Here is a 19,576-nt window from a genome sequence, read left to right as displayed (position 1 = left end):
AATCATTTGTGAAGAAATGAACAATCTTTTAGCTGTGCTAAACGTAAATTAGATTTATACTAGAAAAGTCCACCCTTATATTCATGGGTGGACTTTTTATATACCTGAATAGAGCGAAATATGCCCAAGCTTACGAGCAGCATAAGTATCTGCTATCGACTAAAATGTTTGACCACTACATTGTTAAACATAGCCGGACCGCCATCGGAAAAAAGAGTAATTTTCTGATCCTCTAATCGTGGAAATATTAAGGAGGAATAAGCTACTTCTCCATCATCTACAAACACTTCAATGCTGGTTTTATCGACGAGAATGTTTAGGTGGACCTTTTTCTTATTAGCATCAAAAGGCGCCTTGCTCTCTACATATTTCCCACTCTGATCCGGATGCCCGGTATTGGCTCTATTTACATAGGAGTATTGCCCATCCACCGAAACACCGACATCCACATGGCGCTTGCCATCTGCTGACTCTCGAAGCCTCAGTCCCGTATTTTTGATCGTTGACCAAGATACATCCGCCTCTAACTGATAGGTATCGCCTGCTACAGGAAGCGAGTGAACACCGTCTACTTTGATCTGTCCAAATGATTTCGTAGAAGTTTGGAATCGTTCCAAAGTTTTTACTGGCTGTGAAACCAAGCGATATCCAGCATCCGCTGTATGCTTCAACCGAATTTGACGAACAATCGAATCCATTCCATTAAAGCCTTCCTTTAGGGTAGGCGTGTTATTGGCATAATCCCAATTATTCATCCAGGCCAGAGCATAACGGTGACTGTATTTATCTTTGTCTTTTCCTTCCTCGAACGTAACTGCACCATACCAGTCAAACCCATAATCCAGCCACTCAGGTTCACTGTGATCAGGGAGAAATGCTTCTCCATTAAAATCTCCCGTCCAGTAGGCATACGTGTTGGGTCCGCCTGTTGATTTGCTATTGGCGCTCGCGCCCAGAATCCATTGATAGGTTCCATCATCTGCACGCATCTGGTAAAGGTCAGGACATTCTACAAGCCCGATATTTTCCGTTTGAAAGCCACTCGTAAACTGCCAATCCTTTAAATTTCTAGACTTATAAAAGCCAATCTTCGTTCCCTCTGCCATGACCATCACCCATTGATTACGTTGAGTATCTCGGATGATTTTGGGATCTCTGAAGTCCTTTGTACCGGGGTTGGACATCACAGGCTTGTTGCGGTAAGAAGTAAACGTCTTGCCTTTATCCTTACTGTACCACAAAAATTGTTCTTGCTTTCCGCCATCTGCGGAGGGCTGTGTCACAATGGCTACCAACGTGCCTTTTCCAAAACCTGCGGTATTCTTATCATCGATCACGACCGAACCAGACCAAGGATCTCCATTCCGGTTCGTATATTTGGGAATCGCCACCCCTTCATCTTTCCAATGAACCAGGTCGGTTGATGTGGCATGTCGCCATTCTGTACCGTTCTTTTTGGGATAGTCACGATTATATAAATAGTAATAATGATATTTTCCATCAAAATAAATGGGCCGTTGAGGATCATTCTTCCACTTATCCGGAACGGTAAAATGATAGGCTGACCGATAGGTCGGTGTTGTATGCTTACTTTGATTAGCTTGATTTTTTGGAGTTGCAGCAGATTTTGGGGGTTCGACTGTACCCTGTTGGTACATACTCCAACCCATAGCTATGAATATAGTTAAGCCTGTGATGATTACAACGGATCGTATCCAAATGCTCTTGGGAGTTTTTTTTTTCATTATGGCGATCCTCCTTACCTTTCATTGCATCGTTATGTACCGCCCGATGGACGACAGATCGGTAAGCTACCAAGCTGCCGCCTTCGGACATACTGCATTACCTACTTATTTCTTTCCATAATTATATGGAGGTTCTTTTTTGTCATCCGTTGGATCAATCGTGATTTGCCCTTGCTCCAAAATACCGTTTTTCACAACAGAGGTTTTCGAGCCTTTAATATTCAGCAGGAAGCTTGGTGCGAAAGTAGATTTGTGATCCGGGAAAAGACCGCGATTAGTCATATAACTCGAAACGACTACGTTATTGCCTTTGCCTTGCGGGATAGCAAAATGGGCATACGTCCAGGTAATATCATCACGATCCAGATCCTGATGAAGAACGAGACCGGTTCCATTCAGCGGTTTATAAGGCCCTGTCAAGGAAGTAGAAACATAACCCAGCATGTAAATATCATCGTCACCGATCGCATCTACAGTCACCTTGGAACCTCTCGTACTCGTAAATAAATACCACAAACCGTTCATTTTGAACACATTCGCCCGTTCAATTTCATCTGTTACCAAATTGGAAGCAATCAAAGGAGGCATTACATTTTTCAACGTATAATCATCATTCAATTCAACGATGCCCAGTGCGCCGTTGGCTAGCTCAGCTCCCTTTTTCTTGGGACTTTGCAACAAATTTTGTTGCTCTTCCGTGAAGAATTTTTTATTGCCGCCATAATAAGCTGAGTTTTGAAGCGAATCTTCGCCTTGGTAGCCGGTTTCTGTCCCTGTGTTCGCTTCAAATATAATATACTTGTGGCCTTGATCCTCGACATAGTGAGGGTCTCTTAACGTATGGTTATCCATATCTACACCGACGCTTTGCAGAACATTTTGATAGGTTTTGCCATCACCACCGTCATAGATCGGTTTCAAATCCTCGATACCATCCACTTTCAGTGTCTCCTTATCAGGCTGAGAGAGATTAATTTGAGCCGTAGTCAAGGTTTGTTTACCGTATAGTTGGTTATTCGGCTCAAAGGGCTGTCTGCTGGTATAGAATAAACGTACTTGTCCATCAGCGGTTAGCGTAGCAGAACCGGACCATTCTTCTGACTGATTTTTTAGAATCGGATCGTTGGCAAGTAATTTATCATTGTCTTTAAATACTCTTCCGGCATTTTTCCAGCCGCTCAGCGAGGTATTACCCGCTTTTTGATAGAACAGATATATAAATGTATCCTCTGCTCTTTTAGGATCGCCTGCCAATCCAAAAACGATATTATACCCTTTGTAATTGGCTACTGTGCCATCGGCATTTTGTAACGGCCAAGAGTCCCAAACATCGAAATCAGTCAGCTTGCCTGAACTGTCGCGACCAATAGCAGAAGGAATATTTTTAATTGTAGACGCATCGAAGGACGGAACCTCATATTTCTCTTTGCCTTGCTGTTTGAAAATATTCAGCATGTCATTCCGCGTAATTTGCGTAAATGCATTATCTGTTTTGAGATCAGATGCATCATTTTCCTCGGCAAAAGCCTGAACGCCGCCTCCTAACAGCAAGGTAGTTGCTACTGTTGCAGTGGCTGCTTTACTGAACCATTTGTTAAACTTCAAGTACTCCATCTCCCTTAATCTAATTATGCTTCTAGATTTGAAATCCAACTTTTTGGTTGGTAGGGCCATTTTATATGGTATGTCAAACGATTGATATAGACTGAAAATCCCTATTATGTGAGTAAGGAAACAGGTTCCTCTATGAATTTCATCCTTATATTTTCCTAGTCATTTTCTGAAAATCCCCATTTTTTTCATTCCTATTGCATTCAGAAAAAATTGCTACTTGATTTTTTTCCGTGTCCCATTTTGCTAGGTTGGTTGCTTCATTCACATGCAAAATCGTTCTAAAATAAATCATACAAAACCCAATTTGTAAGCGGGTTCAAAAAAATGGTTCCTTAGTACCTTACAGCTCAATTCAGAAACAAATTTTTTATTACAATTTCTTAAGACTTTTTTACCATTTTGTTACCTTTACCATATGAATATATAGCAACTATAGGGCATTTTTATCTCCTTTTTGTATACTTGGGAATTTATCGGTCCTATACGAGGTGGCTATTTTCTGAATCAGTAGGAGGAGAGACCCTTACATAAAGAGACAGCCCGGACCCTTATTTGGTGTACCGGACTGTCTCTTTATCATGAAAGATTTATATTATTTTTTATGCGTGTTCTCTTTGTGGTGTCTTTACGCGCTGATCTGCCTCTTCTTCCGTACCCGGCGGACGGTTCCGCAGTCCGAGCACGACAAACCAGCTAATAACTGCAATAACGACCATGATAACGAACAGAGAATGCAGACTGTTTTCCAGTACAGAACGAAGTAATCCGGCAACCTTGTCACTTAGACTCTGTGAAGCATGAGGTGCAAGCAGACCGTTAATATCCTTCTGCGTAACCCCTTGCTGTGTAAGCTGTCCGTCTGCTGTCTGGGCAGCAATGCGAAAATTTAGCCATGAACCGAAGGCTGCAACCCCGATCGTTTGTCCCAACGTGCGCAGGAATGTATTCAAAGCTGTAGACGCGCCACGCAACTGGAACCCGACCGAGGACTGGGCAATAATCGTAAACACAGTTATCGAGAAGCCGAATCCCAGTCCATACAACAATGTAGACAGGAACAGCAGCCAGATCGGAGCCGTTTGGCCCATCAAGGTCATGACGAAGGCTCCCAATACAATCAAGGTCAGCCCAATCAAAGAGGTTCGACGCGAGCCCAGCGTCAGCAAAATGCGTCCTCCGATCATAGAGCCAAATAGCCAGCCTATGGACATTGGAGCCAATGCTAGACCAGACGATGCGGCATCCCCACCGTATACACCTTGAATCCATAGTGGAAGATAGCTAGTCAATCCGATCAGCAGGGTGCTGACTAACAGGGCTGCGGCACAGGAAAAAGCGATATCCCGTATCCGAAATAACTTTAGTGGAACCATCGGTTCCTGAGCGCGTTTTTCTATAACCAAAAACAAAATCAGGAACAAAATGGCTACGGCAGCCAAGGCCAGCAATTCAGGAGAAGCCCACCCGATATACTGCCCGCCCAGTGCCAATACGAGCAAGAGGGCCGTCATCCCGATGGTAAAGGTCACTGCTCCCGGCACGTCGATACGCGCGGTACGCTTGCTTACCTGTTCCCGTAAGTAACGGGCGATGAAGTACATAGCCAGCAATCCAAAGGGAACGTTAAAGCCGAAAATCCACTCCCAGCCAAAATAGGTAACCACATAACCGCCCAAGAGAGGCCCGATCAGGGAAGAAATTCCCCATACTGAGCTGATCATACCTTGAACTTTGCCGCGTTCCTCCATTTTGTATATATCACCGATAATGGTAAAGGTAACAGGAATGACACCACCCGCTCCAATCCCTTGGATGGCCCGATAGATAATAAGCTGCTCCATACTGCCAGCCAGCATACAAAGCAAAGAGCCGAGTACAAACAACGAACAGCCGATTAAAAAAATGGGTTTACGGCCAAACAAATCGCTCAGCTTGCCGAAAATGGGCGTGGTCACAGCCATCGTCAGCAAATATGCCGTGAAAATCCAACTGAGCAAATTCACGTTGCCCAGCTCACTAACAATTGTCGGCCCTGCTGGACCGATAACCGTTCCTTCAATTGCAGCCAGAAAAGTGGCTAATAGAACACCTGTCAGCACGAGTCCGCGCTTCATGGGTTTATCGTTTCCCAAGCAAATCACAAATCCTTCCCTTATAAAAACTGTGTTGTAACTGTGCGGTTTGCCTTTCCAGACTGGATTATTACCCGCACTGCATAATTGTAAACAGGCGGCCTATATAGGCCGCCTGTTTTGTACGATGTATATATATTATTGTCTACATATCATTAATTTTTGTCAACTGTAATCGTATGATAAATCTCACCATTTTCCATTTTATAGAGATGACCCTCTTCCATGCACAGAACATCGCTGGCAAAGCTTTCAGCCACCTGCATATCGTGGGTGATGACCAGGAAAGCCGCGCCTTCGGTAGACTGCTCTGTGCACATACGGAGCAGAATATTCGCCCCTTCGTAATCCGTTCCCGCGGTAGGCTCATCCAGAATGTATAGCTTTTTGGGCAAGATAAACTGTGCTGCAACGCTCAAGAGCCTTTTTTCGCCTCCACTTAGCAGGTACGGGGAGGCATCCAGTTTGTGCTCCAGTCTGGCGGCGGCCAGCAAGCGCTGCGCCCGTTCCACATATGCGGCGGGAACCGGCTCCCCGGTCCGTAAACCAAGCTTGGCGCGCACGCTGTACAAGCACTCCTCCCACACCGTTGCAGCTGCAAACTGGTGCTCTGGCTGTTGGAACACATAGCCGATTCCGGTAGCCAGCTGGTGAATGGGCAGCTTCGCCATATCCTGCCCCTCCCACCACATGCACCCCTTCGGTGCAGGGAGTAGGCCCATGAGCAGCTTGCCGAGCGTGGTTTTACCTGAGCCGTTCTCACCCAGCAGCACGACTCGTTCACCGGGTGCAAGAGCAAGGCTCACGCCCTTTAGCGCTGTCCGCTGGCTACCGGGATAGGTGAAGGACAATCCCTTCACCTCCAACAACGGCTGCCCAGCGCGGTCCGCCGCCGAGCCGGGCTTCGCGCCCGGCTCACGCGGCACGTCTCCCCTCTTTGCGGAGGAGGGGAGCAGACCCAAGGCGGCCAGCTGCGCACCATGTTCGCGCAGCAGCGTTTCGGGCGGACCCTGCAACTGCACGGTCCCGCCCTTCAAGACGATGATGCGCTGCGCTGCCCGCGCGCCATCGTCTATGCGGCCGGACGCGGTAACCACCGTCCGGCCTGCCGCATGGAGCCGCCGACATAACAGGACGAAGTCGCAGACAGCCGGCGGGTCCAACTGCGCAGCTGCGTCGTCGAACACGACCAGCGGCGCTTCCAACGCCAGTACCGCAGCTATCGCGGTGCGTTGGCGCTGGCCTCCCGAGAGGCGGCGCACGAAGGAGCCGCGCTCGTGAGCTAGGCCGACGGCCTCCAGCGCAGCAGCAATGCGCTGCGCTATTTCTGCCGGAGGCACGCGCAGATTTTCCGGCCCAAAAGCAATCTCGTCTTCGACGATTCCCTGCACCAGTTGGGCATCCGGGTCCTGAAGCACGACGCCGACAGTGGTGGCGACAGTAGCCAGATCAGCGGTATCGGGGTCCATCCCGTACACAGTCAGCTCCCCTGTCCGTTCGCCCTCACCGGAACGGGACAATCCGCCATGAAGTAGCTGACATAGCGTAGACTTTCCACTTCCGCTGGCTCCGACAATGGCTACATGCTCGCCCACCGCAATGTCCAGTGTTAGGCCATGTAACGCTGGCTCGACCTGATCATCATACCGATAGCCAAAATTCCTCAAGGATACGGCTATTTCACTGTTCAAATTATAATCGCTATGTTCATTCATAACTGAAATATCCTCGATCCCCATTGTTGAAGATATAACCCCATGCATAGCCACCCACGGCTATGCACGTGAAGCGCGTCCTAGTTCAAACCGTTTTAACAGTCCCGTACGATTTAAGGCATCGCCCAGCACTTTCGTCAGCAGACCGCACAGGACAATGCCGCTCAGGATACGAACGACCAGTGCAATCGTCAGCACCTTCCACCCCCAATGCATATAGCCAAACATATTGGCTGCCACAATAAACCACAGCGGAACCATAGCCCCACCGACTAGCATCAGCGAAACAACGTTCCAGCGTCGATACCGCAACAAGGCAAATACCAACTCAGCCGCAATCATATAGCAGACAGCCGCCGCGATAATAGAAGCAATTCCATAGGCAGAGCCCATAAAAGACTGCACTACCGCACCAAATGCATAAGCAATAACCGCCGTACCCGGCTTACGAATAATATAATAGGCCAACAAACCGTATATCATGTACAGCCCAACAATAGCGGAAGTTGCGATAGGCCCTCCCAGACTGTTTAATGTTTTGTTAATGAGCGACAAATACACGGTCATGACGCCGTTCAACGTGGCCAGCATCGCCATGAGTACGATATCCAGCGTTGTAAACTTTGCAAACATACGAGATTCCTTCATATGTATTCTTGACTCCTCTCCCTATCTAATCTATAAGATTGCAGCTCTGATCCTTATACAAGCTGCTACTGTATAAATGTATTCATCTGCAGCCTTATTGTCAACCTAATTATATTTCATAGGTTGACAATAAGAGCAAAAATAAGAGGCTTCACTTTATAAGCTCCACCCTAAAACAGCCGTAGCTACTACAGCAGTCACAGCACATAAGTTTCCTAAACGCCCATTCTTCAGTGTACGAAGATAGGTCCGTTCCGCATAAGCACCGAAACCTTTGCCCTCCATAGCCAGCGCCGTCTGCTGAACCCGTCTTACAGCATTCACCAACACGGCAGCCGCATACCCGCTCCACCATGATAACCGATGGCTCCACCCTCGTGGTGGTTCCTGTCCACGAACACGCCGTGCTGCCATAATGGTTCGCCCTTCTTCTTCCAATAAGGGGAGAAACGTCAGTGCCACTGAAATACCGAACGCAAACCGATAAGGAACACGCAAGCGCAGATTCAATGCCTGCACAAAATCTCGGGGATCGGTCGTCGAGAGATAGATATAAGATGCCAAAAACAACACAAAAATCCGCAACGTTAACGCCCCTGCGATGTCCAGTCCCTCTGCTGTAATCACAATGGGTCCCCATGAAGCCACGGTATGTCCTTCTCGAATCGCTAGGATAGACAGTATAAAATACGGGATGCCTAACCCAATCAGGAATGACATAGCCCGAAGCTGGCGTGCTAAGGTCAAACGTGCGCCCAAGCCAGCCACAGCAATCAGTGCAGCCAAGAGAACTGCTTCCCGCAGCGTCGAATCCCAAACCATCGACAGGAGGCTAAAGCATCCCACCCATATTAGCTTACTTAACGGCCCTAGCCTGTGCAGCGGCGATGAACCGCCGTTATACTGAAACAGCATTTCGTTGTGCCTCCAGTCTGAGCCATTCTTCGTGCAGCAAAGAATACATCATCATATCCTTAAAGCCTGTAGATGTATGCTGTACCTGCCGCAACAGTCCTTCCTGTGTCCAGCCCATCGAGGACAGCAGAGCTTGCGAGCCTGTATTGCGCGGGTCCACTAGCGCTTCGATCCGATTCAACCGAATCGTGTTATACCCGAATGGCAGTACCAAGCGTAGCGCCTCGGTCATGTAACCCTGTCGCCAATAAGGCTTGGCTATCTCGTAACCAATCTCAGCTTTATAAGCTCCCTCTGTCTGCCAATAATTAAAACCACAGCTTCCAATCAACTTCCCGTTCTCCTTCAGCTCTATTCCCCAGCGCAGCGCATCCTCCGTCTTCGCCAGCTCATTCAACAGCTCAATCATATCCTCTGCGTCCTCACGTCCTGACATACCAGAAAGGTTCATATAACGGTGAACCTCCGGGTCAGACCAGCAAGCGAACATCGTAGCCGCATCTCCGCTTTCCATTCTTCGCAGCCGAAGACGCGGACTTTCCAGCGGTGGTATATGCCCCTTACATGCATATGCACACATGTTCAATCATCCTTCCAGCATTTAAAATGACAATAAATATACGCTACATTTAAGCATATACCTTCAACAAACACAACCTTATTTAAAGCTGAGAAGCTTATATATAGAAATAGCCCTCCTGTTCCTAGGATTAGGAATTAGAAGGGCATCTTCTATTTTATAAGAGATTAAACCGTTTGAGAGCTTGTCTTCCGAATCAAAAGTATTGAGCATCTAAGCCTTTAAGAAGAGACACGGGTAGTGGTGCGTGTCGGTTTCTTCACAACATCCTTGTACAGTACGCCCAGCATCGACTGAATTTCCTGTAATTCATCGATCCCTGCACCGGTAATGCTGTACATATCATCATGCGGTGTCAGAAAGTTTTCCTGCGTCAGGTTTTCAAGCTCCTGCTTGACCTCACGTTCTCCTACACGGTAACCGCGCTCTTCCAACACAGGTTGAATATCTCTTATCGTGAGATCGTTCTGATGTGCATAAGAAAGCATCTGTATACGGATAAACAAGTTCTGAACATCTGCATGCATAATTGTAACTCCTCCCTGGCCTAGGCCAATTATGTTACACTGTTTTTACCCATAGAGGATAAACTGGAAACAGATGAGGGCAACCCTTGCTGAATTACTTTCGATAATGTTTGCCACGCTAAAACGTATAGTTTTCCACTTGACTGAATATATACAATCGTTATATCTTAAATTAATTAACCAATGGTAAAAGCGAATTGCATAATTACCTATTTTTGGCGATATATACAACACTTCATGTGAAAATTTAATGTTAGGAGCGTGAACTCTACATGTTTCAAACTATACCTTACGAAGGCACACGTCATGAACAATTCGAATCAGTTCTCGGACAACTCCGGGCACTTATTCATGATGAATCCAATACCATTGCTAATCTGGCAAATGCTTCAGCATTACTTGGTCACTTCCTTCCAAATATTAACTGGGGCGGTTTCTATCTTTATGATGGCACTGAGCTTGTACTTGGTCCTTTCCAGGGCTTACCTGCATGTATACGGATTCCATTGGGACGTGGCGTATGCGGTACCGCAGCAGCAGAACAACGAACGCTTGTTATAGATGATGTACATGCGTTTCCAGGACATATTGCCTGTGACGCTGCTTCCAATAGTGAAATCGTTATCCCCCTTGTCAAGAATGGGGAGCTGATTGGAGTGCTGGACATTGACAGCCCACTAAAAGGTCGCTTTGATCACGAAGATTGTGTATTCCTAGAGGAATTTACGGCTATTCTGGTAGCCAACCTATAACCAAAAATAGCGCATATATATCGTCATCCTTCGCCACAATATAGGAGGGTCTGAAACCCAAAACTATCCGGCGAAGGAGATTGATGATCAATGTTCAACAACATGGCTCCACAACAACAACTTCATCAATGTGAACAAATTATTCAGCAATTGGCACAACAAACACAGCAAGGAACCGCCATGTATCAGCAGTTGCTGCAACAAGAGCAACAAAATGCATCCAGCCTTGAAAGCCTGGTGCAACGTGAACGTAATGCAGCTCAAATGATCCAAACCGCAATCCAGGACCACCAAAAAGCTATGCAACAATACCAACAAGTGATTCAACTGTGTAGTCAGCTGGAAAACACTATCCGCTCGAGCAGCCAAATGACTCAGCCTGGATTTGGCGATAATTATGCTTCCCGTAGTATGCAACCATCCACCTTTAGTGCAGGAAGCCACATGAATCACAGCTTTCCGCAACATATGGGAACGACCGGACAGCATTTTGCAGGCAGTGGTAACATGCAGCAGTTCGGAAACAGCAGTCAGCAAGGCATGAGAACAGTACCAAGCAGCATGTAAGCAGTTTTACACAAAAAAGGGTGAACAGCAGGTCGTCAAATCGGCTTGTTGTTCACCTCTTTTTCATATCATTTAAGCCCTTTCATCAGCTGGTGCTAGTTTAATTCCCGTTCGGCCAGCACCTTCATTCCGTCTCGCAAATACTCAGCCAGCCCGGGGCGGTAGCCTTCATACATTTTATTGAAATCCTCATGCTCGACATACAAGTCTCCCAGCCCGCTATAAATTTCTGCGGTAGGAGTATAAAATCGGCTTACCCATTGAAGATGACGGCGGATCAGCGCCTGTACTTCTTCACTATTATGTTTCAATCCTTTATTCATGGCTTCAGCCAGCCGCCGATGAATCTGGTCAGCCTCTGCCTGCGAATCCAAATAATCCTCTTTGCTCCAGTTCTTCGTCGCCGTCTTGCTCTCCTGAATTGTTTCCTGAGCCTCTTGACCATAACGGTCTGTCAAATCACGTTCATACATTTTCTGCTTTTCCGGGTTAAACCCTTGGTACATTTGCTCTGGTTTCATTGCTTGTTCCCCTTTCAAATGAGCCACCGTTTCATCGATGGTTTGTAGGAGAGTATGCAAGCGGAAGACTTTGGCCTCGACCTTGGCTCGATGCTCTTGCAAAACCTCGGCCTTTTGTTCCTTGGTTTGCTCCAGCACATTTCCAATTTCAGATAAAGGCAAATCCAGTTCCCTATATACCATGATTTGCTGAAGCCTCAACAGTTGTTCCTGTTCGTAATAGCGATATCCATTACTCCCAATATGATGCGGTTTCAGCAATCCTATTTCATCATAATAATGCAAGGTTCGTACGCTGATTCCCGACAGATTAGATACTTCCTTCACCGTATAAGCCATTCCGCTTCACCTCCCTTGCTTGACAGTCTACAGTCTCACGTGGCGTGAGAGTCAACGCCCTCACTTTCCCACCTTGGTACTACACTTTTACCCTATAAGCGCATTGTGAACCGCTCATTTGCCAACCATTTTTCATACTTGCGACCTACAATCGGCATCTTTAGATAACTATGTAAAAAAGCCCTCCAACGCGTATTTTCAAATATGCCGGGGGCTCCATATATTCGATTTGACTTAACCACTATTTACAGATCAAACGATACCTAAGAGAGGCTTTTTCCCATAACCACACGATCATAAAAAGCTATCTTTTGAATAATTTTCTCCAAATTGTGCTGCGTTTGTGCCACATGTTCTTCCACTTTCTTTTTGTGGGCTACAAGGAAATCTCTTCTCTCTTGAATTGTGGCTTCTCCTTTAACATTTAGCTCAAGGTACGCCTTAATTTCTTCAATGGTCATCCCTGTATCTTTCATAGCCATAAGGAACCTGATCCAATCGATTTGTTTTTCGGTATATACCCTTCTTCCACCTTCATCCCGACCGACATCAGGTAATATACCTTCTTTTTCATAATAACGAAGGGTAGATGCGGGCAATCCGCTCTTGATTTGAACTTCTTTAATGGAGTACATGGTTATTCCCCTCCTCATTCTTATATTTTCTCTTCAAGTCAGCTTTAACGATAAGTATAAGTTTTCATAGTAAAGAGTGCAAAATCAAAATTCCTATATTCGTCTGTGGTACTCTTGCTTGCCATTCTCATCGGTAGTCCCTATAGCTCCATCCAGCAAGGGGGAACGGCCTTCTAGGCCTTCACCGCGGGCAATTGCCTTGAGAAAATCGGCATGCCTCATGGCAACATCCGGCGAACAATGGTACAAATTCTCGAAAATATCAAAGGCATCAATCGGATCGTATTCGATATTCTCAAGAAAATGCCTTTGCAGCAGCTAGGCAACCTTCTTATTGCCCGTCAGTCCGGACAGAAAATAGAACGTGGGTATTTGTGCCTCATAACGAAAATCGTCAACATGGCTGATATATCGTCCACAATCTGGTCGGTCTGAAGACCTTCACGTGCTAATCGAGTTAATACCCCACCGCCTTATATTGCGTCCAATCGTACACACCAAACGCCACCTCATACAGCATGGGAATCGATTACCACCACATCTTGCTCCTTATCCCGTATCACTAAAAATTCCATTGTCAACTAGAATATACTTTATGAATATATATCGGAAATTTTTTATAATCTCCTCACACCTCCCTCTTAATAAATAAACATATTTTGGTAATTACTTGTATACTTTTCAACAGTTTACTAAATATATGCGATTGCTTCTCTAAGCCTATTCTTTTTTATCATAACTATTTAGTATTATAAGGATATAAAAAAAGGAGGTTATCATTTGAAAAGTACAGGTATGACACGTCCCCTAGATGCGCTAGGCCGTATCGTTATTCCCAAAGAAATGCGAATTTCCATGGATTATAATGTGGGTGATCCTGTTGAGATTTTTGCAGATGAGGAAACCGGTATTCTCGCCTTTCGAAAATATACTGGGGTGACGTGTAAAATGTGTGGTTCAACAGAACAATTAACTTATTTTAGAGACAGCTTTATTTGCGGGGAATGTATTGAGAGTTTAAAGAAGGGGGTAAATTTCAGCCCAGTCCTAAGACCAGCCAAATCAGCTTTATCCAACTCACAACGATCTAATAAAGAGTCCAAACGTCTGCGGCGATCGACACAACAGATGATCGAAAGTCTAAAAGAATTAATGCAAAAACACCCCAATGCAGCACAGCACGAATATGCCAAAATACTTGAGGTTTCCCAAGCCCGTATATCCCAGCTCAAAAAAATGCTATAACCACAGCTTGATACCCTACATAGATATACACCAGTGATTTCATCATGTACAGCAACTTTTGAACCGTGATACGCAGCATCATAGCTAACCGACAAAATGCAAAAACGTCCATGCGAAAATTCCAAACCAGGTATAAAGACCCACTGAATGACTTACAAGCGAAAAACGCCTATAAGCAGAAGGCAGTGCTGCATTTAATAATGGTTCCAGAATTAAAAAATGACCTTCTTTAATTAGAGAAGGTCATTTCATTTATTTATTCATTTTTCTGTAGTAAAACACCCTATACTTTTCCATTTCGTCGGCTTTCGTCATTTCATTACATCTTCTCCTCATAAAAAAAATAGTATTCGTTTTATAGAAAGAGAAAGGATGTGTGAATCTAATATGAACAAACCTGCTCAAATTATTTCTATTCTTATACTTTCCGTAAGTGTAAGTGTGTTTGCTGGTTGTGGAAAGCAGGAAACAACAGATACATCTACCAATGAAACAGTACCAACAACCTCAGAAACGGTAGTAAAAGAAGGAACAGATCAACCAGCCGCCCTGCAAAGCTTAGACGAGATCAAATGGAATGATGTTAAAGATCCTCTAATTGAAGATGCCATGATAACAAAACTCAAAGCAGTTATAGCTGCCTTCGTGTCAAAAGATTTGGAACAATTCCATTCTGCGCTCGGTCCAGACGTTGGAACAGGTCACGATTACCTCTTCGATCATCCGGTGAAGTTTACTGGTATTGCTGAAGCTATAAAAGAAAATAATCGGACATTGATACCCGTTGTAGGGGAACGGCTGAATAATGAAGAAGGATATTCATCCGATATACGATATACCTTTTACTTTGAAAAAGATAAAGATGGGGCATGGCAAATTGTTTCAATTGATTAGCTAAATTCTCTAAGATGCATTTATCTCGATTTGTAGCAACATTGCCCATTCCAACGAGTACGTTGTTTGCACATATGATGTTGCAAAATTCAATTTAAAGGAGAGATACACACCTTGTCTAAACATTCTTCTCATCGTTCGATGGGGCCGTTACAACCACATTTCGCGACCACTACTGAAGTGACATTCAATATTGGACCAACCAAAAGGCGTCGCCTGCAAATGCACGCGATGTCTTTTGGGTTAGCCACTGGCTCTGAACATAAATATTAAGATTTGCTAGCCATGTCTGCAATCTGGTTAAGCCACTCTTTACGCGTATCTTCATCAGATTGGGGTACCGACTCAAAAAATAGATGATACATGACATCAAGTCCACAATATTCAAATATGCCTTTGTCGGACGTCAAGCGAAGTGCTTGATCCATACCAATGCTGGCATATTCCGCACGTGATTTTCCCTGCGTATTGAGGATAATAGCCTTCTTTCCCTTGAGCAGTCCCATCTGCACTCCATTTACATATTTATAAGCAAATCCGTAGGAGAATACGCGGTCAATATACCCCTTCATAATAGCTGGCATCCCCGTCCACCAAATAGGATAAATAAAGGTGATTACCTCTGCCCATTGCAAATACTCCTGCTCCCGTACAACATCTTCTCCAATGCCTCCAATGACCTCGCTGCTGCTAACCACAGGTTGAAAATTGATTGCATATAGATCACGAACAACCACATCATGTCCTTTTTGCTTTAGCCCCTCGACTGCTGTGTTCAAAATCGCATGATTAAAACTTCCCTCAGATGGATGTGCATAAATAATAAGATGTTTCATTGTTTTTCCTCCATTTGCTCTAAAGTAAGTGATTGATCAATTACTTAACTTCGTACACCTTCAATTAACTGAATATGCTCAATCCATAGTTCCGATAAAGATACGTTTAAGTAAACTTGAGCGGTATCCTACTCATGAATATCACCTCCGTTGCTTGTTAATTTAGTTAGTGATTGATCAATTACTAATGATTGGTCTCAGTATAGTTTATTCCTTTTTACTTTGCAAGTGCTTTTTGTTCAACTTTATATAAAAGATTGGTCCCCCATTTGATGTCCATTAGGGTGTGGTGTCAAACAATCACTTAATATGACTTTATAATGTCATGTTATAAGGTGTATGCTACCGAGAGAGGTGAAGCGTATGCCGTTAAGCAGACATTTTGAAATCGTTTATATGTTACTCCATAAGAAAAAAGTGACTGCTGATGAATTGGCAGAACATTTTGAGGTTTCCACACGAACCATTTATCGGGACATAGATGTCTTAAGCGCAGCTGGGATTCCCATCTACAGCAGTAGAGGCAAGGGGGGCGGAATATCATTGATGGAGGGTTATGTCTTTAACACCTCTTTACTGTCCGAGCAGGAACAAGATGATATCTTAATGGCCCTTCAGAGTGTGGCCACCGCTACCATTCCACAGGTAGAAGAAGTGCTGAACAAATTGAGTAGGCTTTTTAAAAAAGACATGGGTAACTGGATCGAGGTAGATTTTTCGCCATGGGGAAGCCAAAACAGTCAGAGACAGCTATTTACACTCATACGCAACGCAATAATTACAAACCATGTTATAAAGTTCCGCTATTATAACGTCGCCGGGGAACAGAGTTATCGTAGCGTCGAACCTGCCAAGCTATTGTTTAAAGATAAATCCTGGTATGTGGAAGGTTACTGTTTAAATACCGAAAGTCATCGTGTATTTAAGATTAGCCGAATGAAAGAGATTACAGTTTCCGAAATGAGTTATGAGCCAAGAACGGTCGTAGCATCTACAGATACAAAAATGAACAATTTGCTTGATACCATTGAAGTAACTCTTCACATTTCTGCTCAAGGTGCTTACCGCGTATACGATGAATTTGCCGAGAAAACAATTACTCAGAAGGAAGACGGCTCTTATACCGTCACGGCACAATTTCCTCTAGGCAATTGGCTGGACAGTTATCTGCTATCCTTTGGTCCCCTCCTTATAAAGGTTAGCCCCGAACAAGTACGTACAAGAATATTGTCTCATTTAGAAACGATGAAAGGAAATTTAAATGATCTTCTATAATATGACACCATGTAGTCATATTATCACTGCTATGATGAGTTTGAAGTTATCGCTCACAACATACTCACCATAGGAGGTTGAAGAATCAATGAATCCACATAGACCCATGCCACCAGCAGTAGAAACTTACTTTACATCAGCGAACAAATCCCGGCTTGAAACATTTACTTCCGCTTTCGATAAAGATGCGTTGATCTTGGATAATCATCACGAAATCAAAGGTATGGAAGCCATAAAATCATGGTGTGAAGCAGAAATATTGGGGCCGAATGTCACCTTCGAGATCGTGGATACGGACGACACAAATAATACCGTCGTCGTAACTGTGAAAGTAGACGGAGACTTTGATAAATCGAATCTTCCCGATCCACTCCTACTCAAACATCAATTTCTAGTAAACAACAATAAAATTAAAGAACTGATCATTACACTCCCATAAAGTAATTAAAAGAGGATTTTGCAAAATCCTGAAAAAAATAAGAAAGGGAAAACGCATATGCCCGCTTATGTTGTTTTTATACGTGAACAGAGTACCGATCAAACTGAACTCCAACTCTATTCTCAGTTGGCACCGGCAGGTTTGGCGGGATATTCCGTCAAACCCCTAGCAATGTATGGCGCATACCAGGTCCTCGAAGGACCCGATATTGAAGGTTTGGCCATCCTGGAATTCCCCACGTTTGAGGAAGCACAAGCTTGGTACTTTAGTCCAGCCTATCAAAAAGCCCTAAAGCATCGACTACGCGGAGGGCGGTACCGGGGCGTCATTGTCGCTAGTTTGTAAGGTTCGCAAGACAAGTGAACTCGGAGTGGACATCCCTGGAGGTATTTCTCAACCACATTGTGAAAATCAGGAGGAATTATTTGCATGAGTTTTCAATTAGAAAATATTTTAAGTGAGTTTAAAGGCAAAAAGGCTTTGGTCACAGGCGGTACCAAAGGAATGGGAGAGGCTATTGCTAAGAGACTTACGGCTGCAGGTGCTACCGTAATAACTACGGCTCGAACTACTCCAGCTAATTTAGAAAATCCTGACCTGTTTATTCCAGCCGATATTAGTACGCCTGAAGGTGTAGATAAAGTAGTAAACAGTGTTCTTGAGCGCCTAGGCGGTGTAGATATTCTTGTCAACAATGTTGGAGGCTCATCAGCCCCATCTGGGGGAGCTCTTATCTTGACAGACGAGCATTGGCAGCAAACTTTTAACGCCAATCTGTTTGCTGCTGTCCGTTTAGACCGTGGATTGCTGCCGGCTATGGTTGAAAAGGGGGCCGGTGTTATTATTCATATTTCATCCATTCAGCGTCGCTTGCCGCTATATGATGCAACATTGGCTTATGCTGCGGCCAAAGCAGCTTTAACTACTTACAGCAAAGGATTATCTAAGCAGTTTTCGCCTCAAGGCATCCGTATTAATACAGTTGCGCCAGGCTTTATCGAAACGAAGGCAGCACAAAGTTTGATTGATCGGATTGCTGAGACGACAGGTGACCGAGAAAGTGCATTAAAGCAACTAATGTACTCGTTGGGAGGAATTCCAATTGGTCGTCCAGGACTACCAGAAGAAGTCGCTGAGCTTGTTGCTTTTCTGGTATCCGACCGGGCCGCTTCTATTACAGGAAGTGAATATAATATTGACGGTGGAACAGTTCCAACGGTCTAAAACTCAAGCTAAATATGCTTTATCCAAATATTTTTCAGTCTATCATCAATATCTTCTAAGGCACTGATAAACTTTGTAATTCCTTGACTATCCGAGTTAAACTTCATCGTTTTACTGCGTTTCCATTCCTTCTCATTGCGGAACTTTTCAGAGCCTCGTGAACGTGATGTAATCGACTTGGACAGGCTCTGCCGATTCGATCCGAAGTGCCCGGTTGATCTGTCCCCGGTGATATTGCCCATGTAGGAGGACCTGCAACAGGATGTCCCGGACGGACGTTCGGAACGGAACCCCGCTCTGGTTCGCATAGTCGATCAGCTCGTCCAACTCGGATTCCTCGAGCCCTTCGATATAGACACGATATTGTTCGGCGTTTTCTTCGAACATCGTCCGGATCGCCGTCAGGTCTTCCGCTTCCTCCCACAACACATATTGCGCGCTACCCTTACCCTGCAATCGGGACAGCCAGACTCGTTCCGCGATCGCGACGTGCCGAACCAGCTTCAGAAGGTCCTTGTTCTTCGTCTCACTCTCCTCGAGCGCGTCCAAGATGCGTCCGTCCGCCCAGTACAGGTGGTCCATCATACACTTGATCGTCTTCATTTCGGTTTCCCCCTCTTCATCTCATCGATTACTTGAACCTACTGTTAACCGTTAGTTTAATCATTTGAATGAACTAAAACAACCTTTTTGGGGTGAATTCCTTGTTGCTGTAACACTTCCAAGGAGAAACGTGCATTTTCAAAGGTATTAGTGGCTTGTCGCTCCCTTTTGGGAAGCACATGGGAGATTAAGCCTACTCTGGTTGCTGCACCATCATCCACTATATTCCATTTTCAAATATTTATTAAAGAACATTCGCGGGTAGCATGTAGTGATTTAAAGGAGCCTTATCTTAATCTAAGCAATAAGAAAACACTTTATTTTCATCTGACAATCACGAAGAAGGTGCCAAAAAAGCCTATCTAATGAG

At 44.8% G+C, this 19,576-nt stretch carries 21 protein-coding genes; 9 read left to right on the top strand and 12 right to left on the bottom strand.

Features of this window, described 5'->3' with window-relative positions:
• Window positions 1–152 precede the first annotated feature (152 nt).
• From NSQ68_RS03500 to NSQ68_RS03465, 8 genes are all read right to left on the bottom strand, one after another.
• Window positions 153–1,745: a glycoside hydrolase family 32 protein gene (locus tag NSQ68_RS03500; RefSeq protein ID WP_342427981.1), complete on the bottom strand. Its 1,593-nt coding sequence runs from the start codon at window positions 1,743–1,745 to the stop codon at window positions 153–155.
• A gap of 105 nt (window positions 1,746–1,850) precedes the next feature.
• Window positions 1,851–3,350 carry a glycoside hydrolase family 68 protein gene (locus NSQ68_RS03495; RefSeq protein WP_307352422.1) on the bottom strand — a complete coding sequence of 500 codons (1,500 nt, stop codon included), beginning with the start codon at window positions 3,348–3,350 and terminating at the stop codon, window positions 1,851–1,853.
• Between the two features lie 608 nt (window positions 3,351–3,958).
• Window positions 3,959–5,473, bottom strand: a complete 1,515-nt coding sequence (locus tag NSQ68_RS03490; RefSeq protein WP_342429059.1) for an MDR family MFS transporter — start codon at window positions 5,471–5,473, stop codon at window positions 3,959–3,961.
• A 173-nt stretch (window positions 5,474–5,646) separates the two neighbouring features.
• Window positions 5,647–7,206, bottom strand: coding sequence for an ABC transporter ATP-binding protein (locus NSQ68_RS03485; protein ID WP_342427980.1), 1,560 nt, complete (start codon window positions 7,204–7,206; stop codon window positions 5,647–5,649).
• 60 nt (window positions 7,207–7,266) lie between these two features.
• On the bottom strand, window positions 7,267–7,854 hold the full coding sequence (locus NSQ68_RS03480; RefSeq protein ID WP_342427979.1) for an ECF transporter S component: 588 nt from the start codon (window positions 7,852–7,854) through the stop codon (window positions 7,267–7,269).
• Window positions 7,855–8,010: 156 nt separating this feature from the next.
• A complete protein-coding gene (locus NSQ68_RS03475) occupies window positions 8,011–8,769 on the bottom strand; it encodes an energy-coupling factor transporter transmembrane component T (protein ID WP_342427978.1) in 759 nt (252 codons plus the stop codon).
• Window positions 8,753–9,349 carry a GNAT family protein gene (locus NSQ68_RS03470; RefSeq protein WP_342427977.1) on the bottom strand — a complete coding sequence of 199 codons (597 nt, stop codon included), beginning with the start codon at window positions 9,347–9,349 and terminating at the stop codon, window positions 8,753–8,755. Before NSQ68_RS03470 ends, NSQ68_RS03475 begins: the two co-directional genes overlap by 17 nt.
• A gap of 221 nt (window positions 9,350–9,570) precedes the next feature.
• Window positions 9,571–9,876, bottom strand: a complete 306-nt coding sequence (locus NSQ68_RS03465; RefSeq protein WP_307352412.1) for a hypothetical protein — start codon at window positions 9,874–9,876, stop codon at window positions 9,571–9,573.
• Window positions 9,877–10,148: 272 nt separating this feature from the next.
• Here NSQ68_RS03465 and NSQ68_RS03460 point away from each other — a divergent pair, with 272 nt between their 5' ends.
• Together NSQ68_RS03460 and NSQ68_RS03455 are read left to right on the top strand one after the other, a co-directional pair.
• Complete coding sequence (locus NSQ68_RS03460) at window positions 10,149–10,628, top strand: GAF domain-containing protein (protein WP_342427976.1); 480 nt, start codon at window positions 10,149–10,151, stop codon at window positions 10,626–10,628.
• 90 nt (window positions 10,629–10,718) lie between these two features.
• Window positions 10,719–11,195 (top strand): hypothetical protein, encoded by a 477-nt coding sequence (locus NSQ68_RS03455; RefSeq protein WP_342427975.1) that lies wholly within the window; start codon window positions 10,719–10,721, stop codon window positions 11,193–11,195.
• A 95-nt stretch (window positions 11,196–11,290) separates the two neighbouring features.
• Here the strand turns inward: NSQ68_RS03455 and NSQ68_RS03450 are convergent, their stop codons facing one another.
• Both NSQ68_RS03450 and NSQ68_RS03445 read right to left on the bottom strand, forming a co-directional pair.
• Window positions 11,291–12,055, bottom strand: coding sequence for a MerR family transcriptional regulator (locus NSQ68_RS03450; RefSeq protein WP_342427974.1), 765 nt, complete (start codon window positions 12,053–12,055; stop codon window positions 11,291–11,293).
• Between the two features lie 263 nt (window positions 12,056–12,318).
• Complete coding sequence (locus NSQ68_RS03445; protein WP_029515827.1) at window positions 12,319–12,690, bottom strand: MerR family transcriptional regulator; 372 nt, start codon at window positions 12,688–12,690, stop codon at window positions 12,319–12,321.
• Window positions 12,691–12,903: 213 nt separating this feature from the next.
• Between NSQ68_RS03445 and NSQ68_RS03440 the strand changes: the two genes are divergently transcribed.
• From NSQ68_RS03440 to NSQ68_RS03430, 3 genes are all read left to right on the top strand, one after another.
• Entirely contained in the window at window positions 12,904–13,125 is a 222-nt protein-coding gene (locus NSQ68_RS03440) for a hypothetical protein (RefSeq protein ID WP_342427973.1), read from the top strand.
• 345 nt (window positions 13,126–13,470) lie between these two features.
• Window positions 13,471–13,935, top strand: a complete 465-nt coding sequence (locus NSQ68_RS03435) for an AbrB/MazE/SpoVT family DNA-binding domain-containing protein (protein ID WP_029515828.1) — start codon at window positions 13,471–13,473, stop codon at window positions 13,933–13,935.
• Window positions 13,936–14,322: 387 nt separating this feature from the next.
• Window positions 14,323–14,829 carry a hypothetical protein gene (locus NSQ68_RS03430; RefSeq protein WP_342427972.1) on the top strand — a complete coding sequence of 169 codons (507 nt, stop codon included), beginning with the start codon at window positions 14,323–14,325 and terminating at the stop codon, window positions 14,827–14,829.
• Between the two features lie 269 nt (window positions 14,830–15,098).
• Here the strand turns inward: NSQ68_RS03430 and NSQ68_RS03425 are convergent, their stop codons facing one another.
• A complete protein-coding gene (locus NSQ68_RS03425) occupies window positions 15,099–15,665 on the bottom strand; it encodes an NAD(P)H-dependent oxidoreductase (protein WP_342427971.1) in 567 nt (188 codons plus the stop codon).
• 363 nt (window positions 15,666–16,028) lie between these two features.
• Here NSQ68_RS03425 and NSQ68_RS03420 point away from each other — a divergent pair, with 363 nt between their 5' ends.
• The 4 genes from NSQ68_RS03420 to NSQ68_RS03405 all read left to right on the top strand — a co-directional run bounded on the left by NSQ68_RS03420 (window position 16,029) and on the right by NSQ68_RS03405 (window position 18,603).
• On the top strand, window positions 16,029–16,940 hold the full coding sequence (locus NSQ68_RS03420) for a YafY family protein (protein WP_342427970.1): 912 nt from the start codon (window positions 16,029–16,031) through the stop codon (window positions 16,938–16,940).
• An 88-nt stretch (window positions 16,941–17,028) separates the two neighbouring features.
• Window positions 17,029–17,379: a nuclear transport factor 2 family protein gene (locus NSQ68_RS03415; RefSeq protein WP_307352397.1), complete on the top strand. Its 351-nt coding sequence runs from the start codon at window positions 17,029–17,031 to the stop codon at window positions 17,377–17,379.
• Between the two features lie 18 nt (window positions 17,380–17,397).
• Window positions 17,398–17,724: a DUF1330 domain-containing protein gene (locus tag NSQ68_RS03410; protein WP_307352396.1), complete on the top strand. Its 327-nt coding sequence runs from the start codon at window positions 17,398–17,400 to the stop codon at window positions 17,722–17,724.
• 84 nt (window positions 17,725–17,808) lie between these two features.
• Window positions 17,809–18,603 carry an SDR family oxidoreductase gene (locus tag NSQ68_RS03405; protein ID WP_307352394.1) on the top strand — a complete coding sequence of 265 codons (795 nt, stop codon included), beginning with the start codon at window positions 17,809–17,811 and terminating at the stop codon, window positions 18,601–18,603.
• 147 nt (window positions 18,604–18,750) lie between these two features.
• Here the strand turns inward: NSQ68_RS03405 and NSQ68_RS03400 are convergent, their stop codons facing one another.
• Window positions 18,751–19,206 carry a DinB family protein gene (locus NSQ68_RS03400; protein WP_307352392.1) on the bottom strand — a complete coding sequence of 152 codons (456 nt, stop codon included), beginning with the start codon at window positions 19,204–19,206 and terminating at the stop codon, window positions 18,751–18,753.
• Window positions 19,207–19,576 lie beyond the last annotated feature (370 nt).

This window comes from Paenibacillus sp. FSL L8-0158 (genome assembly GCF_038592965.1).
Classification (GTDB): domain Bacteria; phylum Bacillota; class Bacilli; order Paenibacillales; family Paenibacillaceae; genus Paenibacillus; species Paenibacillus polymyxa_D.
The sequence above is the reverse complement of the archived record's forward strand: the minus strand, read 5'-3'. Positions and strand labels throughout refer to the sequence as shown.